Genomic DNA, 24,855 nt, shown 5'->3' with positions numbered 1-24,855 from the left:
ATTCCCTCCGATTTTTAGAATTATAAAATAATCCGAACAGATTGAGTTAGTGAAGGTTGTTCTGCCCACGGGAGTGTTCAGTGTGAATTGAAGAGTTTAACATATACAGGTTCGGCTCAAAGCACATCTATAGTTATTAACCCGTCAACGGGAAAAAGGAACAAGGAATTTCGTAATGGGTATTTCTCTACTTCTATTCTATATGAAACAAACCCTGCTCTGCACTCTTCAGAGACATGTTTATCAAAAAAAATAAAACATCTCCCGCAGACCCTATTCAACCCACCCTTGAAAAGGGTAAAGATGAAGTAAAGATGCCAATTTGGAGGGGAAGATGTGAGTATGCGCCAAGCCATGATCATTAGTAATCCATCGTCAGGTAAGGAAGAGGCCGAGCAGTATGTGTCCCAAGTCAGAGAAATTCTGGAGTCACAGCAGTATGAGGTGGTGGTTAATGAGACGGCCGGGGAAGGTGATGCCACCAACTACTGTCTGAGCGCCTGCAAAGACGGCTGTGATCTGGTCATCTCCATCGGAGGCGACGGTACGCTGCATGAGACGATTAACGGCATGATGGATCAGGATCATCGTCCCCGATTAGGCGTTATACCGCTAGGTACGGTGAATGATTTTGCGCGTGCGCTGAATATCTCGCTTGACCCGGAAGAAGCCATTAGGCAGTTACGTTCGAATCAGACCCATATCGTGGATCTGGGGAAAATCAATGATCGCCTGTTTGCCAACGTTGTGGCTGCAGGTTCTTTGGCAGAAGCTTTGTTCTCCGTATCCTCGGAAGAAAAGTCGAAGTTGGGATCATTCGCATATCTCAAAGAAGGCTTGAAAGACCTGGTGAATACACCAGCCAATCATCTAACCATCGAATATGACGGACAGCTCTGGGAGGGGGAATCGCCACTTTTTCTGGCGGCGCTGACCAACTCGGTCGGAGGATTCGAGAAGTTGTCCCCGGATGCAGAGGTGGACGATGGTCTGATACATTGTTTTGTTGTTCGTAATATCAGTGTGTTCAACAGTCTGACCCTGGGCACCTCCCTGTTATTTGGTAGTCTGAAAGACCATAAGGACGTGGACTATTTTACAGCCAAAGAAGTTCATGTTCGCTCAGACGAAGCCATTCGCACTAATGTAGATGGGGAAGAAGGTCCTGCCCTGCCGATTCATATCCGTGTCCTGCCAAGGCATATTGAGGTCATTATACCGGAAGAAGTATAGTTTATTCTTTTGGATCTATAGGCTGGAATGAAGAACCTATCATTTCTCCATATGAATGTAGGATAAAGCTATTGAAACCGATTGCAGATATATGTCACAATCAAAGGTAAGATACACGATAATATTCGAATATGGAGGGAAAACATCTTGAGAACGATTAAATTGGGCAGCAGTGCACTAGAAGTACCTGTAGTCGCGGTGGGCTGCATGCGGATTAATTCACTAGACGGTAAGGAAGCCGAACATTTTGTTCGTTCTGCAATGGAGGTTGGCGCGAATTTCTTTGACCATGCCGACATTTATGGTACAGGAACATGTGAGGAGATCTTCGCCGAAGCAGTACAGATGAATCCCCAAGTTCGTGAAAATATGATTCTTCAATCCAAATGCGGTATCCGCAAAGGCATGTTTGATTTCTCCAAAGAGCACATCCTGAATTCAGTCGATGGCATCCTGCAACGTCTGAAAACGGAATATCTTGACGTTCTGCTGTTGCACCGTCCTGATGCATTGGTTGAGCCGGAGGAAGTGGCTGAAGCCTTTGATCAACTGGAGCGCGAAGGTAAAGTGCGTCACTTCGGGGTATCCAACCAGAATCCGAACCAGATCGAATTGTTGAAAAAATACGTGAAACAGCCACTGGTAGCCAACCAGTTGCAGATGAGTATTACCAATACCACGATGATTGACAGTGGCATTAATGTGAACATGGAGAACGATGCCGCGGTTAACCGTGACGGTAGCATTCTTGATTACTGTCGTCTGCATGATATCACCATTCAGCCGTGGTCCCCGTTCCAGTACGGATTCTTCGAAGGTGTATTCCTGGGTAGCGACAAGTTCCCGGAATTGAATGCAAAGATTGACGAGATTGCTGTGAAGTATGACGTGAGCAATACAACGATTGCAATCGCATGGTTGCTTCGTCACCCTGCGCAGATGCAACCTGTGACAGGCACGATGAACATTGAACGTCTGCAAGACTGTGTAAAAGCAGGAGATGTTCATCTCACTCGTCCAGAGTGGTATGAAATTTACCGTGCGGCAGGTAATATACTGCCTTAAATCCAAGTTATAGTGAGTATACTGACTGCTGAGTCAGTTGAGAGCACGAGCCCGTAGATGGCTCGTGTTTTTTGTCTAATTTCAGGTTTGATGCCAGACGTGTTTCCGATATAAAATAAGGATAGGATTGTCCGTTTTATAAAAGGATTAAAATGGTTTTAATACAAATTAGTTGAAATTATTATATTGACCGATACTTTCTAATTACATATAATTACTTTTGCATACCGATAATCCCGTTTATGTTTTTTATTTTGGAGGGTGGTGTTCGTTTGGAGTCGACAACCACGATACGCGATCACTTGGAAAGTTATCTGAAGCGTGAACAGATGTCCATTAGTCATTTTTCGGAAACGTCAGGGATTAATTCGGGTACGCTCAGCAATATTTTGAATAAAAATCGGCCTATTGCCATGCAGCAGTTGGATCGCATTACTTCCGCCATGAGACTGGAAGAAGGTTACTTCTATGAGTTATACATAGACGAGTGTTTTGTACACGCGACCCCGGACTGGCGAAGACTGGGACCCTTCCTTCATCGCTGTGCCGAGTTGGACAAGTTGGACTGTATTGAAGAGGTTATTCGTCTGATGATGGATAATCTATCCTATATTCCTTTGTTATTTGATGTGGCTGAAGAGTTCTACCAAGCGGGTAAATTCAAAGCAGCCATCCTTCTATATGAAAACATCGCCGAGAGTGAGAAAATGCAACATTCCGAGCGGCTTGCACTCTGTCAGTATCGACTGTTCAGGTTGGGGCTAACCAATGATCAGCACCGAAATCTGATTATTGCATCTCGGTTCGAATATTATGTGGATCGGCTGGATGAACGCTACCAGTTGGATGCGCTTAACGAACTGATTAATGCTTTTGGAGCATTGCATAGATGGGACAAGGTTCAGGAGTTATCTGAAAAATTGAAAATAAAAGCGTCCATCCATTATGAGATGAATGGCCGAAGGAAACAAGAAGAGACAAAAAGACCAATTGTTTTCTATATTCTATACTCCGATCTAGCTGCAGGAAGTGCCTGTTATCAATTGAAGGACTACACTGAGGCACTTAAATATGTTTCTTTATATTCGGATAATCGCTGGGTGAGGAACCCGGATAAAGATGAAATCGTAGTTATGAATCAGTTTCAAGAATGGGCTGAAGCTAATCGATATATATATCATTTAATGGGTGGACAGTTTGAGGTATTACCAGATTACCTGGCGTATATCTCGACGAAGGAAAATGAGATATTCCCAGCGCTTTGTGATATTGTAACGGCGGCTAATCGCTATGATAAGGATATTGATCATGTTCTCAAACAGTATGAATCCTACTTCACTTATCAGGAACAGAGTAACCGAATTGGTAAAGTAAGCAGACAAGTTACGGATGATCGATATTTACGACTTTTAGCAGATTTGGGTGCATATTATTTAAAGAAAGACGAGTATCATTTAGGTATAGAATTTGTGCTAGATAGTTTAAAATTTTCTATTGAAATTAGCAGTGGACGAGGTATGCTTAGAGGTGTCGGACTGTTTGAGCAATACCGGGAATTTGCATCTGAGACGGCGAAACAGCAATACAAAATGATAATTAGTGAGGTGCAGAAACTCAATGAAGAGAAAGTTGGCTTTGCTGATAGCTACCTGTAGTATCGTTGTATTCATCGTAGCTCCTGCTACGGAACCTGTCCCAAGCAAGGAAAGCCCGAATCCCGAAAGCCCGAACCCCGAAATTATGAGACCCGCTGATCATGGATTTGGAACTTAATAAAAGTAAAGAACGCTTCTGAATTCATTTCAGAAGCGTTCTTTTTTTGTGTATCAAAGTGGAAGAATAAGTATGTCGTATCTCACATGCGCTTATGATTGGCATAATACACTAAAATATGACAAAAAGGAGGGGTACTATGGATCGCCTGGATTTGATATCACGGATCGAAGATGCCAGACAGTTGTTATATCGCATGCATATGGAATACGGTAGTCTGCTTCATCCGGAAGTGATCCAGCAATCCGTAGTCCTGGACGGGCTTATTAATCAATACAACAGAGCCAAGGTAGGAAAGGCGATGAATTAAGTTCGCCTATTTACATTTGCGTCTTTGTATACTATAGTTAGTTACATGAGTAACTAACCGACTAACTGACTAATGAATACGTATGAAAGTTGGAAGCACATGAAATCGACTTTGGATGAATCTCAGCCTATTTTTCATCAGATTGCTACGATGATTATGGACGATATTGTGGAGGGCAGATTGAAGGTGGAAGAACAGGTTCCCTCAACCAATGAACTGTCACGCTTCTACAATATCAATCCGGCTACAGCCCGCAAAGGACTGCAGGAACTCGTGGACAAGGGGATTATATACAAACAGCGAGGTGTTGGAATGTTTGTTGCAAAGGGAGCAAGAGAAGCATTGCTCGTTGAACGGAAGCAAGATTTTTATGAAGAATACATCAAGCCTTTACTTGAAGAAGCTAGACGGATTCACATGAATGAAGACATGATCATTGATCTGATTCGCGGCAAGAAGGATAAGGAGAGTGAGTTATGATTCATATGGAGCAGGTCAACTACAGCTACCAGAAGACACCCGTTCTGAACCAGGTTACGCTACATGAGAGTGAGCCAATCATTAGTGCAATCTGGGGAAGAAATGGAGCGGGTAAAACAACCATGATGAGTTTACTTGCAGGGCATAACCGCCCGGACAGTGGAACCGTTCAGATCATGGGTCAAGACCCCTATAATAATCTGGCTGCCCAAGAGCATCTGTGTTACATCCAGGAGAATCATCCCCTGGGGAAAAACTGGACAGTTAGTGATATGGTTCAAATGGGACAATATTTTCATCCGCAGTGGAATCAGGAGTTGGCGGAACGTTTAATCGATGTGTTCGAACTACCGGCGAAGAAAAAGATCATTAAATTTTCGAAAGGCATGAAGACTGCTGCCCAGATTATATTGGGTCTTGCCAGTAATGCAAAGATAACCATTCTGGATGAACCTACCAATGGACTCGATGCTGAGAAGCGTAAATTCTTCTATAATGCGCTACTGGAAAGTTATGAAGATAACCCGCGTCTGATTCTAATATCCAGTCATCATATTGAGGAGATTCAGCCTTTATGTGAGTCCCTTATTGTTTTGCAAGCCGGAGAGGTGTTGTTAAATCAATCGATGGAAGAGATGCGCGAAAAAGGAGTTCTTCTAACAGGGGGAATAGATGATATCAACCGAGTCACAGCAGGTGTTAAAGTTATAGAGTCTTCCCAGATGGGATCGACTGTGAAAGTCATGATTGATGAGCCCTACTCGAAAATGTGGAAGGATATCGCTCATTCACAGGGGCTATCCATTGAGAAAGCGACATTACAAGATTATTTGGTTAACAGGACCCGTAATCAAGAGGGGGTTAAACCATGAACGCAGTAAAAGGTACGAACCGACTGATTCGCGATGATATGCGTTTGTATCTGGGCATTTTTTCATCCATCGCTCTAATGCTCGCCGTTGTATATCTGGCCATTGGCTTCATATTTGATGTCTCGTATGCTACGCAACTGTTTGGTCCCATGTACGGAGGGATATGTACGTTTGCAATCGGGGGAATGATTACACTGTTTCCGGTTGCGATTGGAATGGGCAGTACACGAATTCAATTCATGAAATCCTTCTATATGAACTCGGTATGGATGGTTGCAGGCACCATGGTCATTCTGCATGTGGCGTATTTCCTCATACACCTGCTTCAGGAAAAAGGAATTGTTAACGTAACCCTTTATCAACCAGGCATGTTGTATTCAAGCGATTATCATTTCTTATCCTACCTGTGGATCGATCTGATGTGCGGCTTTCTCGTACTGGGAATCTCTGTCTTCCCGACGGTTTGTTGGATGCGCTTGGGGATGCGTAACTTCTTCATTATGTTCTTTGGGGTAGGGCTAATGATCACTCTGATCGTTGTCTTCGCAGATCTTGGGGAGTGGATGAAGTGGTTTGCGAGTGTGAATATGATGACACTGTTCACCGTTCTGGGATGTATTGGTGGTGCGCTACTTCTATCTACGTACCCGATGATGAAGAATGCGCCGCTTACCATGAAAACCAAAAAAGACTGACAGGAAACAGTTATAAAGGAACTGGGCAAGGAATCTAAGCGAAATCTCCGAAATTAGAAAACACGAGTGCGAACACGCCTCGTGTTTTTTGTATCATCCTAAATCATTGGATTTACCTATTCAACAATCTTTATACGTAATTCCAAATGAAGGTGCATCCCTTAAGCTTGAGCCTGCGGTTTGAATCCTTCGTCTTTGAGGTACTCGCCGGCTTCGCTACGTGACTCAAAAGCCATATCCAGATTATCACCGGAATATACATACCACATGTCATCTTCGTATTTTAAAGTCAGCGTATGTCCATCTTCATCGATCCACGTTCCGCCACCCGTAGAGGTTGTAGACAATACAGGAGCAGTAGCTTTTACTTGTTCTGGCTCTTCGAATTCAACTGCGTTGGGATTGTGAGACATCGCTTGGATCGTTTCATCTAACAATGTGCGCAGATCTGCTTCGGAGTAATCACGAATATTGACGAATCCTTTGGCATCGGTCTCATAGTTAGGCAGTAGCCCTGCATAGATATAACCGTTTCCGTTAGGATGAATATGGAGAGCAACAATTTTTTTATCATACGCACTATCCTCGTAGTGGAAATTAACTCGACCGAGAGAAACATCTTTGCGTTGCAGTTGGGGATACGATTGTAGCACTTCTAGCTTTTGTTCCACGTTAAGCATAATTGCCTCCTGTAAATGTTCAATAGAGGTGATTATAACATGCCCTCCTGTTAATTTCCCGATAAAATGTTTCTCCCCAGTTCTTTTAGGTGTTCCATAACTTGCAGATAGGGATATGGCCCGTAACTTACACGTGCTACACCCAGTGTGGCAAGCTGTTTTGGTGAAGGCTCAGGAGACGTAACCATAACGTTAATTGGCAGCGGTGAACGCTCACACAATTCCTGAATCAGTTGGTGATCCTGCAAACCGGGTACAAACAGACCACTGGCTCCTGCATCTGCATAATGGCTCGAACGTATAAGTGCTTCCTCCAGGAGAGAGTGGTTATGGTGTTCAGGTGCATGTTGCAGAAAAATATCTGTGCGGGCGTTAATGAACAACGGGATGCCTGCCTGCTGCGCAGCTTCCCGGGCGGCGGACAATCTCGGGCATTGCTCCTCCACAGTGTACAATCCCAAGCCAGCGGGAAGTTGATCTTCAATGTTGATTCCTACAGCACCATGATCGATGACTTGCAGGATATTTTGCTTCACTTCTGACACAGACCTCCCATACCCTCCCTCTATATCGATCGTTACAGGCAGATCCACGCTCGCTGTAATCCGTGCGAGATTGGCAAGCACCAGATGGAATGACATGGCTTCACCGTCGTGTTCACCGTGGGCCGCAGCAACGGACCAGCTTCCGGTAGCAATGGCCGTTGCTCCAGCGGATTGGATGGCTTGTGCGCTTCCGGCATCCCATACATTGACCAGAACAAGTGGTTTTCCTTTCACATGGTATTGTTGGAACAACGCTGCTTTTTCTTCTAAGGTACTCATATTATGTCGACTCTCCTTTGTTATATCATGCATTCCTTTGGACATTTGATACGTACTTCATTACTTCATTACTTCATTACTTCATTACTTCATTCTGTTATTCGCGGCGATCCTGTTCCTGCCCCTGTTTCTCGTGAGTCAAAAGCCAGTTTTTGCGAGTTAATCCTCCGCCGTATCCGCCCAGCTCACCACTGGCATTGATTACACGGTGACATGGAATCACAATCGCAAGCTGATTGGCTCCATTCGCCTGTGCCACAGCTCGGCAAGCAGTCGGTTTTCCCAGTGCATTTGCAATCTCTTGATATGACCTCGTTTCACCAGCCGGAATGGCCAGCAACTCATCCCACACACGCTTTTGGAATGGTGTTCCTAAACAGAACAACGGTGTGTCGAATGCTGTCCGAATACCTTGAAAGTACTCGTTTAGTTCACGCTCAATGGACTGGATGGGAGCTGTAGTGCCGGGTACAATCGCTGATTTGGTTCGTTTGCGCAGACGCTCAACTTCACGTTCCAGACCTCTGCGGTCCACAAATTCAAGTAAATATAGCGACTCCTCATCTGCAATGGCCATCATCGGGCCGAGGCGGGTGTCAATCCAGGACGCTTTTAGGATATATCCTTCATCGACTTGTGTAGGGGCAGCACCCATGATCCGTGAAAAGGCATCGCGGAAGCCGCTGCTTGATTCATATCCGGTAGATAATTGGCTATCAATAACGGTGCGGCCGGAGCGAATATTTTTCAGGGCAAGTCCCATGCGGCGAGCGCGAGCATATTCTACAAAGGTCATGCCGAACCGCTTCTTGAATTGTCGGCGAGCCGTGGATTCGTCGATGGAGAGGGCCTTGAAATCCTGTTCTTTCCAGCGTTTCTCCGGATTTTTCTCCACAGCTTCCACTAATATGCGAACGACATCGGATACTTGGTTAGGGTGAGAGAGCGGACGACAGCGCTGGCAAGGGCGATAAGAGGCCAGAAGTGCCTGTTGAGCCGTCTCATAGAATTCGCAGTTTTCGAATTTTGGCTTTCGCGCAGGGCATGTGGGACGACAGAACACACCTGTGGTTCGGACTCCAACATAGAATAAACCCTCGTATTCCGAATCCTTGGCCACAAGCGCCTCGTAATATTGTTCCTTCAGATCAGCAGAAATCATGGGGGCACGTCCTTACTCATTAGAATCTTTATCTATACCTATTATAGAAAAACGTTGCAGCAAGCATCGCCGAAAATCAGGCATGAATATTGGATAGATTAAATCTGATATAACATTGAAATTTGGTTGTTCAGAATTTGTTTAGAGTGAACTGGTAGTATAGACCTATCAGGGTAGGATGACTTAGGAAAAGATACCTATATAGTGAAAAAGTGAGTTATTGATAATTCATTGTTATAGGAAAAATACATAGGTAAACATGAAATTAAAGATTAGCGGAATGAAAGTCTGGAGGTCGACTAGAATGAGATATTCTACGTACAAAAGTATTTATGAATCCGTTTATACCAAAACGTCCGAGTCCCGCACCATGTATGTCAAAGATCAATTCATGAAGCGTGTGAAGACGCCAACCTGGCTAATGAAGATCGTCACTATAACTCTAATTATAATCATAGGGTGTAGTGCTGTATTCACTGCATTTGCCGGGGATGAGCAATTGTTGTCGGGGGACCAGATCGTTGTATCTCAGGGAGATACACTGTGGGGCATTTCATTGGCACATAAACCTCAGCAGATGGACACTCGTGTGTATGTAGAAGCTATCAAGAAAGTGAACAAAATAGAGCTTAACGCCATTCAGATTGGACAAGTGTTGGTCTTACCTGGGTTTGATCGATAAAATAAACGGTGCATGACGTCATGAACAGAGTTCTTTTTTTACTCATCGAGGTGCAGTTACATACTGAATTTATTAATCATTTACATATAATGGAGCTTCATGTGGGACGATATGGTGTAGTGATTAGTAAGTGGTGTGTTGGATATACGTGCTGAAGATGGATGAAGGGAGAATCAGATGATGAAAATAAATATAAAGAAATCTGTACTTTGCATGTCTGTGCTCTGTATTTCGCTATTCGTCAGTGCCTGTGGCACTAGTGGTGAATCGGTTCAGGAACATGCCTATCCGGAATCGAAGCAACCCGTAGAGGAAGCTGGAGAAAACTCTGTACCGAATGCGGATGCGAAGAATAACAATAACCAAGGCAGTGCCAGTGGTGATGAGGGCAAGCCAACAGCTCAATCGGAATCAACTGAACCGTCTGAGAAGATTGATATCGTCATTGACCAGTCGGAGAAACCGAGCGAGGGTAACAGTTTTGATTTTGGAATTAAACAGGTTCCGAAGGGCTATACACTAACGGAGATGCGGTGGACGTCTAACACGGTGACGATTGTGAATTCACTACAGGAAGCCATTGAACATGGTGGAAATGGAGAAGATGGCTTTTACTTTAGCGGTAATGGACAATTCTCCGGCTTTATCTATTCGGATGAGATGAAGGGCGAGCGGGGCAAAGCCACATTTGTCTTCACAAATGATGAGGGGAACGAAATCATGTCCGAAAAAGAAATTACGTTGAAGTAAGCAGGCATATCATGAAGGCTCTGCCCAGAGCCTATTGAACAGGAAAAGCAGCCACTTGGGCTGCTTTTTTTGACATACATAATTACAAGCTCGCCGATCCATCTGTTGCTACATAAAGTCAAAGAAATAACGGACCACGTGGAACATAACCGGCGAGGTATAGGTCAGGCTATCGACCCGGCTCAGGTAGCTTTTTTTGAGCGAATCGAACTTGTTGTCATCTCCAATTAACAGATCGCGCTTCAGTACAGACACCGTCAGACTACCGAAGAATCCAGCCAGACTGATCAACACCCCGATGAACAGCGAGAATTTCCAATCAAATGGCGTCAGGTAGGGATGGATGAAATAAGACGTAGCTGTCGTTACAATAAACGCACACGCAAACCCTTCCCAGGTGACAAATGGATTGGCGGTAGGCACCACTTTTCGTTTGCCCAGATAGAGAGAGACCAGATAGTGCACCACATCATTAAGCTGTGTTAGCACGACCAAGAACAGCACCAGCTTGGAGCCGTACTCCGGTGAGGCAAATGGGAAATAGGCCAGGTGACTCAGTCCAAACACCATCAGCATTAGTCCCCATTGTGTGGAGCTGACACTGCGCAGGAAACCGACCGTACCTTTGTTAATCAGGCGTGGCAAGGGCAGCACCAGGAACACATATAGGGGAATAAACACGATAAACATGCCATACCATCCAATGTAGATCCAGTAAAACTGAACCGGAATCGCCAGATACGCCCACAGGAACAGCCTACGGTCGGCTTTGCGTGTACTGCGAATCATGGAGAAGTATTCTTTAAGTGAGAAGAATGCAAGCACCATGAGGGAGATGAGGGACACAATGGGGTTAAAAAGGGTGGCGAGGCAGAAAATCACAAACATACCCCACCAGGTTTTAATTTTTTGGCCGATGCCTGAATAGTCTTTGCTTGGCTGAAGCTTTGCAATAATTTTGTACACGATATGTATCACAAGTAAAGCTGTGAAGATTAACGTTAGTGTAAAGAGTGAACTGCTCACGTACCGATCACCTGCTTATTCAAAGTAAGATTCCATTGTAGGGTACCTATGTTATTATGAAGGAATAGTGCCAACTTGATAAGGGGAAATTTTGCTATGACAGATGAACGCTCCATCTATATCCTGCTTACGAATACAGGAACGCTGTTTACCAAGGTTATTCAGAGCTATACCCGAGCGCCATATAATCACGCATCGATCTCATTTGACCGGGAGTTAACCGAGCTGTACAGCTTCGGCCGCAAGCATCCGAGCAATCCGCTGAATGGCGGGTTTGTGAAGGAAAATATTCAGACAGGTACATACAGCAAGTATCCCAATACCACATGTGTCATATACAAGCTTCAGGTGACGGATCGGGAAGTGGAAAAGATGAAACGTGTGCTGCACATCTTCATCCGCAGCCGCCAGAAATATATGTACAATCTGCTCGGCGTGATCGGCATTACACTCAAGGAACCGGTGGAGTTCAGCAACTCCTACTTCTGCTCCCAATTTGTAGCCGAGATTCTACAGCGTTCGGGAATCAAACTGTGGAACAAGCTGCCTGCGCTGGTGACACCGGATGATTTTCGCCAGAGTGAACGATTGCAATTGGTCTATGAAGGAAAGCTAAGCGAGTATACGCTGGGGAATACAGAGCAAGAGTAGGGTAGGTGTGTGTGCTGATGCTTGCCAAGGAAATCGAACCATGAAACAGCCTGCTGCCACGAATGACGAGGCAACAGGCTGTTTGTGTACTTCATATGGATGATGGTGAGGATGAGGATCGGTCAAAATCAACCTCTTCAAGGAATTCGATCACTTCACCATTCGGGCTGTGGACGAGCGCATTTCTAACCCGAAGTGCAGGTTCGCCAAGCGATATCCAATCCGGTTCAACGTAAGCCTTGGCTCCATGGGAGAGCGCTCGCTGATAGATATCTTCTACATCATGCACGTAAAAGGCGAAATGTAACAGTGCGCCGTGCCGGATCGCTTCAGGAGAGGTGGCAGGTTCACCCTCGGCGGGAATGACGGCTTTTGGATCAAATACCTCAATACAGGTGCGCTGATCCGGAGAGATCAGCATACATGCCTCGGTAATGTGGAAGGAAGGCAAACTCCAGGAGTGACCGACCTTGAATCCCAATACTTTTGTATAAAACGCCAGAGTATCTTCGTAAATACGAGCCTGAATGGCTACATGTGCAAGTCCAATAACACTCACATTACATCGCTCCTTCTTCAGATTGTAGTCTAAATTATAGGGTTGATATCGCATTGGAACCATACAATATCAAAGGATATAATGAGATTAAATCTAACTATTTATAGCTAATTTATCAGGGAAACCTTATTAAATAAGTCGACGACTCGGAGGTCTTGCAAATGGAACACATGATAGATGAAATCGATCAGCAGATTATGCGCTTGTTGCAACATCATGCACGTATCCCCGTTGCACAGATCAGCAAAGAAATTAACATGTCCCAACCTTCGGTTAAGGAAAGAATTCTGAAACTGGAGGAGAGAGGTGTAATAACGGGATATTCGACCATCTATAATCTGGCCCGGTTAAACCGTGGAACCACGACGTTTATTTTGCTCAAAACAGAGCATTGCGACGAGTTGGTCCAGTTCTGTGAACGGGCTATCGAAGTCACGGATGTCTATCGGATTAGCGGTGAGTATAACTACCTGATCAAGGTACAGACGGCGTCCATTGAAGAACTTGCCGAATTTCAGGATTCACTGGTGAAGCTGGGACCCTCCAAATCCCATATCAGCATGAAAAATATTATGGAAAACCGTGTTCTTCTTTAAGATATGAGAGAGACTAGAGAGAAGACATTTGTTCTGGCGCCGGATTCGTTCAAAGAAAGCATGACAGCGAAAGAAGTATGTATCGCGATGGAAAAAGGGTTGCGTAAAATATATCCGACGGCACGCTATATTCATGTACCTATGGCAGATGGTGGAGAAGGTACGGTGCAGTCCCTTGTGGACGCTTCCGGCGGCGTCCTTCACCAGCACGAGGTGAGCGGACCATTGGGTCATACAGTCACTGCACAGTATGGCATTCTGGGTGGTGGAACAACGGCGGCCATCGAAATGGCGTCGGCTAGCGGCATCCACTTGGTTACCAAGAAGACCCGGGACCCACTCCGGACGACAACCTATGGAACAGGTGAGTTGATTCGCGCATGTCTGGACCTTGGCATACGCAAGATCATCATTGGCATTGGTGGTAGTGCGACCAACGATGGTGGGGCTGGCATGGCTGAAGCACTTGGTGTGAAGTTTCTGGATGCAGAGGGTCAGCCGCTTGCGCGTGGGGGCGGGGTTCTGGATCAACTGGCTCAGATTGATGTATCTGGTCTGGATGAGCGTTTGCAAGAAGTGGAGTTCATTGTGGCCTGTGATGTGACCAATCCCCTATGTGGGGAGTATGGCGCATCAAGGGTGTTTGGACCACAAAAAGGGGCTACTCCAGAGATGGTTGAACAGCTGGATGCGAATCTGTCCCATTATGCAGATGTGGTGAAACAGCAGCTACACAAAGATATCCGAGATGTACAAGGAGCCGGAGCGGCTGGTGGATTGGGCGCAGGACTCTTGATTTTTACACAGGCTGTGTTACGTAAAGGGATTGAGATTGTCATTGAATATACTGAGCTACGTGAAAAGTTGATTGCTGCGGATGTGGTATTTACGGGTGAAGGCGGTATCGACTTCCAAACGAAATTTGGCAAGACCCCCTATGGTGTTGCTCGGGCAGCCAAGGAAGAAGGTAAACCTGTGATTGCCCTTGCAGGTTGTGTAGGCGAAGGGATTGACACCCTCTACGCGGAAGGCATCGATGCCATATTTGGTATTGTGCCTGGGGCAGCAGATCTGGATCGACTATTGCGAGAAGGCCCGGAGAATGTGGAACGTACCGCCGAGAATATTGCAAGAGTACTGAAGTTGGGGTTACTTTCTTAGGTCAGTGACCATCTGGATCGTATAGGGTCGGATTGCGGATTGGAATGTGATGTGACAAAGACGGGATACGGGTATGCCTGATATCAGGTGATCTGTCTCTCGTCTTTTTGCTGTGAAGTTCCATTGTGTAGTTGTCGTTCAAGTCGCTTCGTTCGCGTTATTTTTACCCTTGATGGCACAATGAAGAAATTGCACATACAGTTACGTATCTGATGACCAATACGTTCACGACGGGCAGCACATTGTATGTGGATGGGTACACCTTGATTTAAGAGTCGGAGCTATATAGGTCCCGAAGAATACTTTTTTTAAAATAAAATGATGAATTTTGGCGAAAAAAGTTGAGATCTATCCTGTTTTTGTACTACAGGGGGGATCTTTTTCCTTTTATTTGCTCTTTTTGTTTAGATTCTGTTTATCGCAGTGCACTACAATAGGCCTTACGTATCAGATGGATTGAATTTATATGTAAAAAACATGAGATAGGGAGGATCAAGTACATGAATTACAAAAAGCTGATAAGCTACCTTTTAATTGCGGTTTTGTTGTTACAGGTGGTTAGTGTGGGTGGGGTTGCAAGTGCTGACCCGTTTACTCCGTTGGATCAACTTAATATGGAGAGAGACATGTATGTTGAGTCGGATGAGGGTACGACGATGACCAATGTTCAAAATTTACTTGAACAACAAGATTTAATCACACTACCTGAAGATTATGAAGCATTAAACGATAATCAAAAATATGAAATTGCCAGAGGCATGGTCTTGCTGCTTCCACTGGAGTTCTCATATGAGAACAACAATCAGGCCAATTACGTATTTGATTTGGTGCACCATCTTATCACACTTCCTAAGCAGACTGAGTCGAGCGCATTGCAGTACAACATCACTCTGGTTTATAGCCTGCTGGCAGAATGGTCCACTTATTTCCCGAATGTTGGTAAACCTGATTGGACACAAGCTGGTAATCATTATATGAATTTGACGGGTGCAGACTTGCCAATGTTTGTGAGCTATCTTATGTTCTATAATATTATATTCATGAATTCTAGCGATCCTACGCAATTTAATAGTCAGTTGGAATTTATGGTTTCTAAGATATCAGAATATAAAGAACTGAATGGAGCACTTGACCTTTCCAGCATGGAAGCATCATTGGATAATCTTTATGGTAAGTATGACTTCATTCAAATGCATGTCATTTTTAATCCAAATCCTAACATCCAGCCTTTTGTTTTTGATATGGGGAAAATGTCGACCATCCAGAATGATGTAGCCACTAAATCCGAACTTGCACAATGGATGATTGATCATAAGCCGCAGAACGGTTATGAAACGGTATCTGAAGTTCAAACTACGTTTGATGCGTTCTTTAATAAGGATACACCGCTGACCAAGTATAACGAACTGAAGAAAGAAGCAGATCGGGGTAACAGCAATGATTTTATCCAAGATATGATTGCATTACTGCGCGATGAACAATTCATCACTGAGCCTGATTTCAAGATGCTTTCTGTCAAAGATCAGGAGGATATCGCAATATACTTACTGGATATAGATCCACCAACGAATGCTGGATATGAGAATAATAAACAGGTCCAATTCATGGTGCAAGTAGCCTTGAAGGCACTTGAAGTCATTCGCGAAATTGATGGACCAAACGCAATAACTGCACTTGATGAGTTTTATAAAAAGCAAGCAAAACGAGTAGATTATTTCAAGGAGCCCGATGCAGAAGGGGAATACTACCGACTTATTGATACTTACCTCACATCCTCCGAAATGGACAAATGGATGACTAAGTATCGATATGCAATTAGGCTGAAAGGGAAAGAGTCCATCTCCCGAGTAGTCAAATTCACGGACACTGCTGTTGAAAGAACACCTTATCTTAACCAGGCCTTAACGGAAGCAGAAGTGTTGGAGTCTTTGGAGCAACTCCGATCTATTCAGAAAGATGTTGAGAAATATAACTCCGATTACCCAGAAAGTCCGTTGGAGTCTTTCCCTTTGGACTTTACCAAAATAGATACCTTAACGAACGAGTATCAGCAACAATTAGCAGATCATATGATCGAACTTCGACCAAGCGGAGGGTTTGTAAACTATAATGCAATCCAGACTGCATTTAATAAATTTTTCCCGGATGATAACGAAAGCAATCCATTGAGTGTCTTAAATACTGCAAAGAGCAACAGTAATATAGCGGCTATGCGAATGGCTATGGAAGATCCGGATCTGGGTATTACTTTACCCAATGGATACGGTGCCTTGTCTCTGCAGGTTAGAGATTTCATTGCGGGATTCCTGATTGAATATGTAAATAAAGATTACAAAAACAAAGAACAGGTCCAATATATGATTGAACTTGGTGTATTGGCACAATCTGTTTGGGAGCAGAGGGAACTCAGTGTTCTTAGGAATAAACTGGATCTGCTCGCTCAGCAATTAGTAAATGGACCTAATCACTTTAATGACCAACAGACATATGTGTTACGCAGCCTTGGACAACAACATTTGGAACGTAGCAAAGTAGATAAAGGTGTACTGGCATTCAATTACTTGCATCTAGTTGCATTCGAAAGGTTGGAAGGAGTGTCTAAAGGGGATATTGTTGATCCGGATATTGTCCTGAATCTCCTCTCTATGCCTATCGATTCATTTGAGCAAGCTACCTCTATACCGCGAATGGATCAATGGCTTGATAAAGCAATGAAAGATCAGATTAAAGGTGAAGCATTCTTCAGCAAATACAAATTTAATCTTAGAGGCGCTCTTGATTTATCCAAAAGGGCAGAACTCAGTCCTGAAGGCCAAAAGGAATTGGCTGAATGGGTCCTAAATGAACAAGACAGTTACGAGGATGTTGGGAATCTACAAAATGTATTTAACCGATTCTTTACGGCTCCTAATGTGAAGGGCAATGACATCAATAACACCCTAACAGGCTTGGACAATACGATGGAGATTTCCTTCGACAATAAGTTGCACTGGATTGATGTTGCCTTCATTCAAAAAATGGACCTTAGCGGCAACAAAACGGTATGGGTTCGTTACAAAGCAATCAGCGATGAACTGCCAGGCCGCGCTGTGAAGTTTGTCTTTACACAGAATGGTGATAGCAATACAGATAATGGCAATACTCCAACGCCTAACCCGGATGGAAACACAGGTGGTGGTGGTGGAGGTGGTGGAGGTTCGTCCACAACTTCACCAGTAACCTCTACACCTGCACCTTCAACGAGACAAGAGCAGATCGTGGTTGACGTTAATGGAACAAACGGTACCAACCTGACCAAAACGCCAATTACCCGTACAACCGAAACCAACGGCACGATCAAAGATCTGGTGAAAATGACCGAAGCCATTGCCAAGGAATCGGTAGAAAAAGCGAAACAATTGAACATGAACACCGCACGCATTGTTATTCCAGATACCAAAGATTCCGTGTCCGAGACACGTATTGAACTGCCTAAAGCAGCGGTAAAAGAACTGAATGATGGCTCGCTCAAGCTGGAGATTTCCACTGAAAATGTAGTGATTTCCGTTCCGACGAATTCCATCGCCGGATTTGATCAAGACTTGTACTTCCGCGTTGTACCTTTGAAAAAGGAATCCGAGCGCAAAGAAGTTGAAGAGCGTGCGAAGAAAGAGCAATTGATTCAACAAGTTGCTCCGAATACGAATGTTCGTGTACTGGCTCGTCCGGTAGAGATCGACACGAATATGCAGAGCCGCGAAGTGACACTCACATTGCCACTGCGTGACAGTCTGCCAACCGATCCGGCTGCTCGTCAGCAAGCATTGGACAACCTGGCGATCTATATCGAACACAGTGACGGCACAAAAGAATTGATTCAAGGCAAACTGGTGCAACTCGCGGATAATAGCGAAGGCATCGAATTTACCGTAACAAAATTCAGTACGTTCACCCTCGTTGTTGTGGATGGACTGAAAGCTTCACAAAGTACACATCAACCGTACATCCAAGGATTTGGTGCGGATTTCCGCCCGGATGCATTCGTAACACGTGCACAGATGGCAGCCATGCTAGCTCGCAATCTTCCAACTGAAGCGGCAGCAGGTTCCGTGAATAGCGTGAGCTACAAGGATGTATCTGCAACACACTGGGCAACAAGTGAGATTCAAAAAGCGCAATCCGCTGGCATCATGAACGGCATGAGTAACACCCAATTTGCACCGAAAGGTTCGATCACCCGTGCACAGATGGCGACGATTGCTTATCGCTGGATGCAGCAACAAGCGAGTAATACAACAGTGAATGGTCCAGCAATTTCCTTCACAGATGTATCCGCAGACCTGTGGGCAGTAGATGCGATTGCATACGTGCAATCTGCTGGCCTGATGGTTGGTTACAACGATGGTACATTCAAACCAGACAGCAAGCTGACGCGTGCTGAAGCTGTGAAAGTGCTGAACGTGCTGTTCAACCGCACACCCCTAACTGGCGCAGTTACGCCAACGTTCAGTGATGTACCAGCAACACACTGGGCATATGCAGATATCGAAGCTGCAGCGCAGTAATAATATCTTTGCAAGATTAAGAGGCTTACAGCAGGCAGTTTAGTTATGAGCAAGCTAATAAAGTAGAACAAAGAAGGCCACCCCAAATAGGGTGGTCTTCTTTGTTCTACTGAAATTCAGGGGAGTATATTCTAAGATTTGATTAAACTCGCGGTATATATTTTTATAGGTCTTAGATAATATATCTCAAAATAAAAATGTTGAATAATGACGAGAAAAATGAGTATTTTTACTAATTATATCTAAATAAATGGTTTTAAACCCTTTTATTTGCTCTGTTGTTCAGAATCCGTTCAGAGTTGTGTACTACAATAGGCCTATCTTAGAGAAGCGAGATTAGGGAGGAAAGAAAAGATGCAATACAGAAAAATAATGAGCATGTTGCTCATTTTGGTGTTGGTAGCTCCATGGCTGGCACCAGCAGGAAAGGTAAGTGCAGGAGGATATACCAATCCAGGGAACAATGGCCTAATTACAGTGAAAGGTGTAGATGACAACTCGGTTGAAATTAGTTGGACATACGCCTATTCCGATTCTACTTCCCCGCCTGATTTATATTATCGGGTTTTCTTATCTGACGAACCGAATCTAATAGACGCTGCTACAATTAACGGTCACACAACCGATTATTCCTATAACCGTTGGATTCAGGGTTCGGAATCTACAGATGGTACTTTTCACCAACAAATTACGGGTTTAAGCGATGGTGAGACCTATTATTTCAATGTAATTGTTCAGGATAGATACAGTATGGAAACTGCTTATCAGATGCAATCCATTAAATTTACTACACCGCTGAATGGATTCAATAACTCTATTGGTCAAAACTTTGATGCAGCTAAAATAACTGAACTGTTCGAAAATGAAAATTTTATCACTACGACGCCGGATTTTGAATCTCTTCCCCTGGAAGAACAGAATGCACTGGTAACATTAGCGGGACATATGAATGAGCCTGTTAATGCGTATCAGAGTAACAGTGAGGTTCAATTTTTGGTAGATTATATTCAAGAAGGTATTTCAGTAATGAAAGTAAATGAGTTGTCCGATGTCCAAGAGAGATTGACTGCTTATTACGAAAAAACTCTTATTTTTGCAGCGTCGGTTAGTCCTGAATATCTGAATATGATTAAACCGATGTTAGATCGATATTTTATGGCTTCTGACTTGGAACGGAACGTGCTGGCATTCAAAATTAAGCTACAACGAATTGCTAATAATTCATCCCTTGAAGAATCAGTTATGAATCTTTCTCTGGCATCGAGCCAAATTATCAATTTCACGAATGCCTCAACACAGAGTGAAATGATTAATGCGCTAATGGAATTATATCAGCTTCAAGAACAAGCAGAGGCTTTTAAAGGCACAGATAAAGAGACCCTCGTTGGTACATTCCCGCTTGATTTTAGTAAAATGAAAAGCATTTCCTCCGACATGACTGAAATGGAAAAGCTTACTGACTGGATGCTGTTGAAAAAGCCGGGTAATGGCTATTTAACATATAAAGCCGCGCAGGAAGCATTTGATGAGTTCTTTGGCACTCCTGAGAAGCAATCGCTGAAGCAGCTGAACGCAGCGATAGTTCTCAAGGATAAAGTTACAGTGTTATCCATATTAAAAAATACAGATCTGCTCAATCACCCTGGAGCGTTTAGTGAGCTAACAGATCAAGAACAAAAGACAGTTGCTGCTACGTTAGTCCAAATGACTCCGAGATCGGGATCTTACAATGAAGATCAGGTTCAATTTATTGTAGATATAAGTATCAATATCCTTTTGGGGTATCGGTTAGATTACCGTGATATGGCTTCTGCATTAAATAACATTTACGATCAGGTCATTGTAAAAGGTGCTAATCTGTTTTCTGAAGAAGAGTTTGAACAGTTCAAGAGAGCAGCAGATTTTTATCTGAAATCTAACCAGGCGGATCAGCAGTTAATTGCTTATATTGCGAAGTTCACTTCTGTTGCAATGGACAGTGAATCGGCTGTAGGTCTAATGTTTACGCTATCTGAAGAATTCCCTTCAATTAACCAAGCAGAGACAGCGAGTGAGATATTAAATAACTTGAATTTGTACCAAATGCTTCAAATGCAGTACCAAATACTTTTAGCCAACAATCCAGGATTAAGTCTTCAGGAACCCCCTCTGAAGTTTGACCAGATAGTAACATTATCAACGAATGCGGAGCAACAACAACTTGCAGAGTGGATGCTTAGTGAACGACCTGTTGGAGGATATGAAAAAATTAAAGATATTCAAAGAGCATTTGACTTGTTCTTTGCTCCCCCAGCGCCTAAAGTGACTGCTGATGATACAGCCAATGTGGTTATCGGTGCAGATGAAACGATGGAATACTCCAAAGATAATGGGGAGACTTGGAATAAATTCACCAATACAGATCGATTTGAGGGCAACCAAATAATTGTGGTTCGTGTAAGAGCCAAAGGCAACACACCGCCATGGAAATGGACAACACTTACGTTTACATCCAATACTCCAACGCCTAACCCGGGTGGAAGCACAGGTGGTGGTGCTGGTGGTGGATCGTCCACGACCACACCAGTAACGTCTACACCTGGACCAACAACGAAACAAGAGCAGATCGTGGTTGACGTTAATGGTGCAAATGGCACCAACTTGACCAAGACACCAATCACACGTACAACCGAAACCAACGGCATGATTAAAGATCTGGTGAAGATGACCGAAGCGATTGCCAAGGAATCGGTGGAAAAAGCGAAGCAATTAAACATGAACACCGCACGCATTGTCATCCCAGACACCAAAGATGCCGTGTCCGAGACACGTTTTGAACTGCCTAAGGCAGCGGTAAAAGAATTGAATGATGGTTCGCTGAAACTTGAAATCTCCACTGAAAATGTAGTGATTTCCGTTCCGACGAATTCCATCGCTGGATTCGATCAAGACTTGTACTTCCGCGTTGTACCTTTGAAAAAGGAATCCGAGCGTAAGGAAGTCGAAGAACGTGCGAAGAAAGAGCAATTGATTCAACAAGTTGCTCCGAATACGAATGTTCGCGTACTGGCTCGTCCAGTAGAGATCGAAACAAATATGCAGAGCCGCGAAGTGACGTTGACATTGCCACTGCGTGATAGTCTGCCGACCGATCCGGTTGCTCGTCAGCAGGCTTTGGATAACCTGGCGATCTACATCGAGCACAGTGACGGCACAAAAGAATTGATTCAAGGCAAACTGGTGCAACTCGTGGATAACAGCGAAGGCATCGAATTTACCGTAACCAAATTCAGTACGTTCACCCTCGTTGTTGTGGATGGACTGAAAGCTTCGCAAGGTACACACCAACCGTATATCCAAGGTTTTGGTGCAGATTTCCGTCCAGATGCATTCGTAACACGTGCACAGATGGCAGCTATGCTGGCTCGCAATCTTCCAACTGAAGCGGCAGCAGGTTCCGCGAATAGCGTGAGTTACAAGGATGTATCTGCGACACACTGGGCAACAAGTGAGATTCAAAAAGCACAATCCGCTGGCGTCATGAACGGCATGAGCAACACTCAATTTGCACCGGAAGGTTCGATTACTCGTGCCCAGATGGCGGCAATTGCGTATCGCTGGATGCAGCAACAGGCGAGTGCAACAACCGTGAATGGTCCAGCAGTTTCCTTCACAGACGTATCCGCAGACCTGTGGGCAGCAGAAGCCATTGCTTATGTGCAATCCGCTGGCCTGATGGTTGGTTACAACGATGGTACATTCAAACCGAATGCCGAGTTGACACGTGCTGAAGCCGTGAAAGTGTTGAATGTATTGTTCAACCGCGCACCAATCACTGGTGCAGTTACGCCAACGTTCAGTGATGTACCAGCAACACACTGGGCATATGCAGATATCGAAGCTGCAGCGCAAAAGTAATATTTATAAAAGAAAAAAAGGGGTCATTAACGCAGTAGCATATGGAAAAGAGAACCCCTAATGACGGATAGGATATGACAATACAATAGATAGAATAAAAAAAGAGCTGTTCCAAAAAGCCATACATTGGCTAGGAACAGCTCCTTTTTGCGCTTTAGTGTGACTCAACAATGGTACGTCAGATCGTCTAGGTTCGTTAGCGCCCCTGGGTCACCTACTAGTTATTCTGTTTACGCAGTTGTACTACTCTTTGTTGGGTGCGTGTGCAGCATTCTCGTAAAATTTCCCGTCTCGCAATTGATCCACGAATCCTTGGAGCCAGACGTAATATTGCTCTGCGTGTTGGAGTTTGTGCAGATCGCGCAGTGCATCATCTCGATCTTCAGAAGAGGTATGCTCCGAAAGAATCATTGCGGACAGGTCAGGAATGACCTCACGAATGCCTTCTAACATGACATCTACTTCCCGCTGGAGCTTGGCTCCGAAGAAATTCTGGAACGTACGATAGAAGTCGGTCTCAGCCAGATATTGATCCTGGCGCTCCTTCTTTTCCTCCAGTTTATAGATCATCTGTGATTCTGTAAGCGAACGAACCGCATAGCTCATGTTGCTCTTGCTCATATTCATCGAGTTTTTCATCTCTTCAAGTGTCATCGGACGATCCTCAAAATACATGATGCCGTACAATTTGCCAAACGTATGATTAACCCCATATAGATCCATCGTATTGGCGATGGCCTCAATAACTCTCTCCCTCAGCGCATGCCGATCAGGTAACGAAGAATGATTCGGGTTCCCGGCGGTTTCTTTTCCCACAATGTCACCTCTGGTTTATGATAGCGTTCCCACTAGCTGCCTCATATTTTACATGACTTGCTCCAATTTTAACATAAGCCGGAATTAGAATTTTCAATACGAGTGTACAATCAATTTTGTACAGAAGAAATATAAAGTCGATTATACTCAAAAATTCCCAATCATTAAAGAAAAATTGGACAGTAAGGAGTGGGGGATTTGCGTTTAAAACTATGGAGGGAGTCTGAGGCGGTACTATTCACGCTGCCAGCTCTTATCCCATTGCTGATCTTCTGGCTGGGACCTCTGGGATATATCGTTTATCTCAGTTTCACCGACTGGGACTTTATGAGCCCGGACAAGCTGTTTGTTGGTTTGGACAATTACAGTTATCTGCTGACAAACTCTGAATTCTATCGATCACTGAAAGTCACCTTGTTATTCGGATTGGGCAGTGTAATCCCAACCATTGTGGGCGGATTGGCGCTTGCGATGCTCATGAATAGCAAAATCAAATCATCCGGCATCTTCCGGACATTACTATTCTCACCTTGGGTCACCCCGACAGTTGCGGTATCCATTGCGTGGTCCTGGATCTTTGAGCCAGAAGTCGGACTCGCTAATCTGATGCTGGGCTGGGTTGGCGTATCTCCGATCGGCTGGTTGCGTGACGCGGACTGGGCGTTGGTTGCTGTTCTGATTGTCACGCTCTGGAAGTCGATAGGATGGGCAATGGTATTTTATCTCGTTGCGCTACGAAATCTACCTTCCGATCTGCTTGAAGCAGCTTCAATCGATGGAGCCAACGGTTGGGACAAGTTCAGAAGTATCACATTGCCGATGATCTCACCAACAACATTCTTTCTATCGATTATTCTTACAATCCAGTCCTTGCAAGCCTATGACCAGATCAATGTCATGACGCAGGGTGGACCGGCGGGATCAACGAGAACGTTGCTGTACATGTATTACCAGTCTGCATTCGAATCCTTTAATGTAGGTGAGGCTTCGTCCATCGCCGTTGTGATTATTCTGATCTGCGTGTTGCTGTCGGGAGTATCCTTCCTGCTTGGCAGACGCCTGGTGCACTACTAATGACA

The 24,855-nt window shown here is 44.4% G+C and carries 21 protein-coding genes and 1 pseudogene; 16 read left to right on the top strand and 6 right to left on the bottom strand.

From position 1 onward, the window contains the following. Positions 1-342: 342 nt before the first annotated feature. The 7 genes from MKY95_RS32365 (at position 343) to MKY95_RS32335 (ending at position 6,428) form a co-directional block, all read left to right on the top strand. Positions 343-1,233, top strand: a complete 891-nt coding sequence (locus tag MKY95_RS32365) for a diacylglycerol kinase family protein (RefSeq protein ID WP_036611691.1) — start codon at positions 343-345, stop codon at positions 1,231-1,233. A 147-nt stretch (positions 1,234-1,380) separates the two neighbouring features. Continuing rightward, positions 1,381-2,298: an aldo/keto reductase family oxidoreductase gene (locus MKY95_RS32360; protein ID WP_036611688.1), complete on the top strand. Its 918-nt coding sequence runs from the start codon at positions 1,381-1,383 to the stop codon at positions 2,296-2,298. Between the two features lie 272 nt (positions 2,299-2,570). Next, positions 2,571-3,953, top strand: coding sequence for a hypothetical protein (locus tag MKY95_RS32355; protein WP_036611685.1), 1,383 nt, complete (start codon positions 2,571-2,573; stop codon positions 3,951-3,953). Positions 3,954-4,210: 257 nt separating this feature from the next. Further along, positions 4,211-4,381: an aspartyl-phosphate phosphatase Spo0E family protein gene (locus MKY95_RS32350; RefSeq protein ID WP_017691550.1), complete on the top strand. Its 171-nt coding sequence runs from the start codon at positions 4,211-4,213 to the stop codon at positions 4,379-4,381. A gap of 99 nt (positions 4,382-4,480) precedes the next feature. Next, positions 4,481-4,861 carry a GntR family transcriptional regulator gene (locus MKY95_RS32345; RefSeq protein WP_036611682.1) on the top strand — a complete coding sequence of 127 codons (381 nt, stop codon included), beginning with the start codon at positions 4,481-4,483 and terminating at the stop codon, positions 4,859-4,861. Continuing rightward, positions 4,858-5,733 carry an ABC transporter ATP-binding protein gene (locus MKY95_RS32340; RefSeq protein WP_339196134.1) on the top strand — a complete coding sequence of 292 codons (876 nt, stop codon included), beginning with the start codon at positions 4,858-4,860 and terminating at the stop codon, positions 5,731-5,733. Before MKY95_RS32345 ends, MKY95_RS32340 begins: the two co-directional genes overlap by 4 nt. Next, the gene (locus MKY95_RS32335) at positions 5,730-6,428 is read left to right on the top strand and encodes a hypothetical protein (protein ID WP_339196132.1); all 699 of its coding nucleotides are present in this window, start codon (positions 5,730-5,732) and stop codon (positions 6,426-6,428) included. The genes MKY95_RS32340 and MKY95_RS32335 overlap by 4 nt, the downstream gene beginning before the upstream one ends. 161 nt (positions 6,429-6,589) lie before the next feature. Here MKY95_RS32335 and MKY95_RS32330 read toward each other — a convergent pair whose 3' ends face one another. From MKY95_RS32330 to MKY95_RS32320, 3 genes are all read right to left on the bottom strand, one after another. Next, positions 6,590-7,108 (bottom strand): hypothetical protein, encoded by a 519-nt coding sequence (locus MKY95_RS32330; RefSeq protein WP_076329362.1) that lies wholly within the window; start codon positions 7,106-7,108, stop codon positions 6,590-6,592. A gap of 50 nt (positions 7,109-7,158) precedes the next feature. Beyond that, a complete protein-coding gene (locus MKY95_RS32325; protein ID WP_339196130.1) occupies positions 7,159-7,932 on the bottom strand; it encodes an isocitrate lyase/phosphoenolpyruvate mutase family protein in 774 nt (257 codons plus the stop codon). Positions 7,933-8,029: 97 nt separating this feature from the next. Then, the gene (locus tag MKY95_RS32320; protein WP_339196128.1) at positions 8,030-9,094 is read right to left on the bottom strand and encodes a trifunctional transcriptional activator/DNA repair protein Ada/methylated-DNA--[protein]-cysteine S-methyltransferase; all 1,065 of its coding nucleotides are present in this window, start codon (positions 9,092-9,094) and stop codon (positions 8,030-8,032) included. A 304-nt stretch (positions 9,095-9,398) separates the two neighbouring features. Here MKY95_RS32320 and MKY95_RS32315 point away from each other — a divergent pair, with 304 nt between their 5' ends. Continuing rightward, on the top strand, positions 9,399-9,776 hold the full coding sequence (locus MKY95_RS32315; RefSeq protein ID WP_315371445.1) for a LysM peptidoglycan-binding domain-containing protein: 378 nt from the start codon (positions 9,399-9,401) through the stop codon (positions 9,774-9,776). A 177-nt stretch (positions 9,777-9,953) separates the two neighbouring features. Next, the gene (locus tag MKY95_RS32310) at positions 9,954-10,526 is read left to right on the top strand and encodes a hypothetical protein (protein WP_339196125.1); all 573 of its coding nucleotides are present in this window, start codon (positions 9,954-9,956) and stop codon (positions 10,524-10,526) included. Positions 10,527-10,634: 108 nt separating this feature from the next. On the opposite strand, the gene MKY95_RS32305 is transcribed toward MKY95_RS32310, so the two are convergent. Next, positions 10,635-11,552, bottom strand: a complete 918-nt coding sequence (locus MKY95_RS32305) for a phosphatidate cytidylyltransferase (protein WP_076252010.1) — start codon at positions 11,550-11,552, stop codon at positions 10,635-10,637. 96 nt (positions 11,553-11,648) lie between these two features. On the opposite strand from MKY95_RS32305, the gene MKY95_RS32300 reads away from it, so the two are divergent. Continuing rightward, on the top strand, positions 11,649-12,203 hold the full coding sequence (locus MKY95_RS32300; protein WP_036671746.1) for a hypothetical protein: 555 nt from the start codon (positions 11,649-11,651) through the stop codon (positions 12,201-12,203). 91 nt (positions 12,204-12,294) lie between these two features. On the opposite strand, the gene MKY95_RS32295 is transcribed toward MKY95_RS32300, so the two are convergent. Beyond that, positions 12,295-12,762 carry a VOC family protein gene (locus tag MKY95_RS32295; protein ID WP_339196123.1) on the bottom strand — a complete coding sequence of 156 codons (468 nt, stop codon included), beginning with the start codon at positions 12,760-12,762 and terminating at the stop codon, positions 12,295-12,297. A gap of 161 nt (positions 12,763-12,923) precedes the next feature. On the opposite strand from MKY95_RS32295, the gene MKY95_RS32290 reads away from it, so the two are divergent. From MKY95_RS32290 to MKY95_RS32270, 5 genes and pseudogenes are all read left to right on the top strand, one after another. After that, on the top strand, positions 12,924-13,358 hold the full coding sequence (locus MKY95_RS32290; protein ID WP_127550228.1) for an Lrp/AsnC family transcriptional regulator: 435 nt from the start codon (positions 12,924-12,926) through the stop codon (positions 13,356-13,358). 3 nt (positions 13,359-13,361) lie between these two features. After that, on the top strand, positions 13,362-14,519 hold the full coding sequence (locus MKY95_RS32285) for a glycerate kinase (protein ID WP_339196120.1): 1,158 nt from the start codon (positions 13,362-13,364) through the stop codon (positions 14,517-14,519). A 179-nt stretch (positions 14,520-14,698) separates the two neighbouring features. Then, positions 14,699-14,791, top strand: a pseudogene (locus tag MKY95_RS32280) (dehydrogenase); the annotation flags it as partial. A gap of 228 nt (positions 14,792-15,019) precedes the next feature. Beyond that, positions 15,020-19,063: an S-layer homology domain-containing protein gene (locus tag MKY95_RS32275; protein ID WP_339196118.1), complete on the top strand. Its 4,044-nt coding sequence runs from the start codon at positions 15,020-15,022 to the stop codon at positions 19,061-19,063. Between the two features lie 354 nt (positions 19,064-19,417). Further along, positions 19,418-22,960: a DUF4073 domain-containing protein gene (locus MKY95_RS32270; RefSeq protein WP_339196116.1), complete on the top strand. Its 3,543-nt coding sequence runs from the start codon at positions 19,418-19,420 to the stop codon at positions 22,958-22,960. A 243-nt stretch (positions 22,961-23,203) separates the two neighbouring features. Here MKY95_RS32270 and MKY95_RS32265 read toward each other — a convergent pair whose 3' ends face one another. Beyond that, entirely contained in the window at positions 23,204-23,776 is a 573-nt protein-coding gene (locus MKY95_RS32265) for a transcriptional regulator (RefSeq protein WP_133386318.1), read from the bottom strand. A 198-nt stretch (positions 23,777-23,974) separates the two neighbouring features. Here MKY95_RS32265 and MKY95_RS32260 point away from each other — a divergent pair, with 198 nt between their 5' ends. After that, positions 23,975-24,850: a sugar ABC transporter permease gene (locus MKY95_RS32260; RefSeq protein WP_339196113.1), complete on the top strand. Its 876-nt coding sequence runs from the start codon at positions 23,975-23,977 to the stop codon at positions 24,848-24,850. Positions 24,851-24,855 lie beyond the last annotated feature (5 nt).

The sequence above is a fragment of the Paenibacillus sp. FSL P4-0176 genome, assembly GCF_037975265.1.
Taxonomy (GTDB): Bacteria; Bacillota; Bacilli; order Paenibacillales; family Paenibacillaceae; genus Paenibacillus; species Paenibacillus amylolyticus.
Note: the sequence above shows the minus strand (reverse complement) of the source record. Positions and strands in the feature narration are given on the sequence as shown.

Excerpts from the sequence above, each read along its gene's own strand:
- MKY95_RS32365 (WP_036611691.1), top strand. The coding sequence starts at position 343 with ATGCGCCAAGCCATGATCATTAGTAATCCATCGTCAGGTAAGGAAGAG.
- MKY95_RS32350 (WP_017691550.1), top strand. The coding sequence starts at position 4,211 with ATGGATCGCCTGGATTTGATATCACGGATCGAAGATGCCAGACAGTTG.
- MKY95_RS32345 (WP_036611682.1), top strand. The coding sequence starts at position 4,481 with ATGAAATCGACTTTGGATGAATCTCAGCCTATTTTTCATCAGATTGCT.
- MKY95_RS32340 (WP_339196134.1), top strand. The coding sequence starts at position 4,858 with ATGATTCATATGGAGCAGGTCAACTACAGCTACCAGAAGACACCCGTT.
- MKY95_RS32335 (WP_339196132.1), top strand. The coding sequence starts at position 5,730 with ATGAACGCAGTAAAAGGTACGAACCGACTGATTCGCGATGATATGCGT.
- MKY95_RS32330 (WP_076329362.1), bottom strand. The coding sequence starts at position 7,108 with ATGCTTAACGTGGAACAAAAGCTAGAAGTGCTACAATCGTATCCCCAA.
- MKY95_RS32325 (WP_339196130.1), bottom strand. The coding sequence starts at position 7,932 with ATGAGTACCTTAGAAGAAAAAGCAGCGTTGTTCCAACAATACCATGTG.
- MKY95_RS32320 (WP_339196128.1), bottom strand. The coding sequence starts at position 9,094 with ATGATTTCTGCTGATCTGAAGGAACAATATTACGAGGCGCTTGTGGCC.
- MKY95_RS32315 (WP_315371445.1), top strand. The coding sequence starts at position 9,399 with ATGAGATATTCTACGTACAAAAGTATTTATGAATCCGTTTATACCAAA.
- MKY95_RS32310 (WP_339196125.1), top strand. The coding sequence starts at position 9,954 with ATGATGAAAATAAATATAAAGAAATCTGTACTTTGCATGTCTGTGCTC.
- MKY95_RS32300 (WP_036671746.1), top strand. The coding sequence starts at position 11,649 with ATGACAGATGAACGCTCCATCTATATCCTGCTTACGAATACAGGAACG.
- MKY95_RS32290 (WP_127550228.1), top strand. The coding sequence starts at position 12,924 with ATGGAACACATGATAGATGAAATCGATCAGCAGATTATGCGCTTGTTG.
- MKY95_RS32285 (WP_339196120.1), top strand. The coding sequence starts at position 13,362 with ATGAGAGAGACTAGAGAGAAGACATTTGTTCTGGCGCCGGATTCGTTC.
- MKY95_RS32275 (WP_339196118.1), top strand. The coding sequence starts at position 15,020 with ATGAATTACAAAAAGCTGATAAGCTACCTTTTAATTGCGGTTTTGTTG.
- MKY95_RS32270 (WP_339196116.1), top strand. The coding sequence starts at position 19,418 with ATGCAATACAGAAAAATAATGAGCATGTTGCTCATTTTGGTGTTGGTA.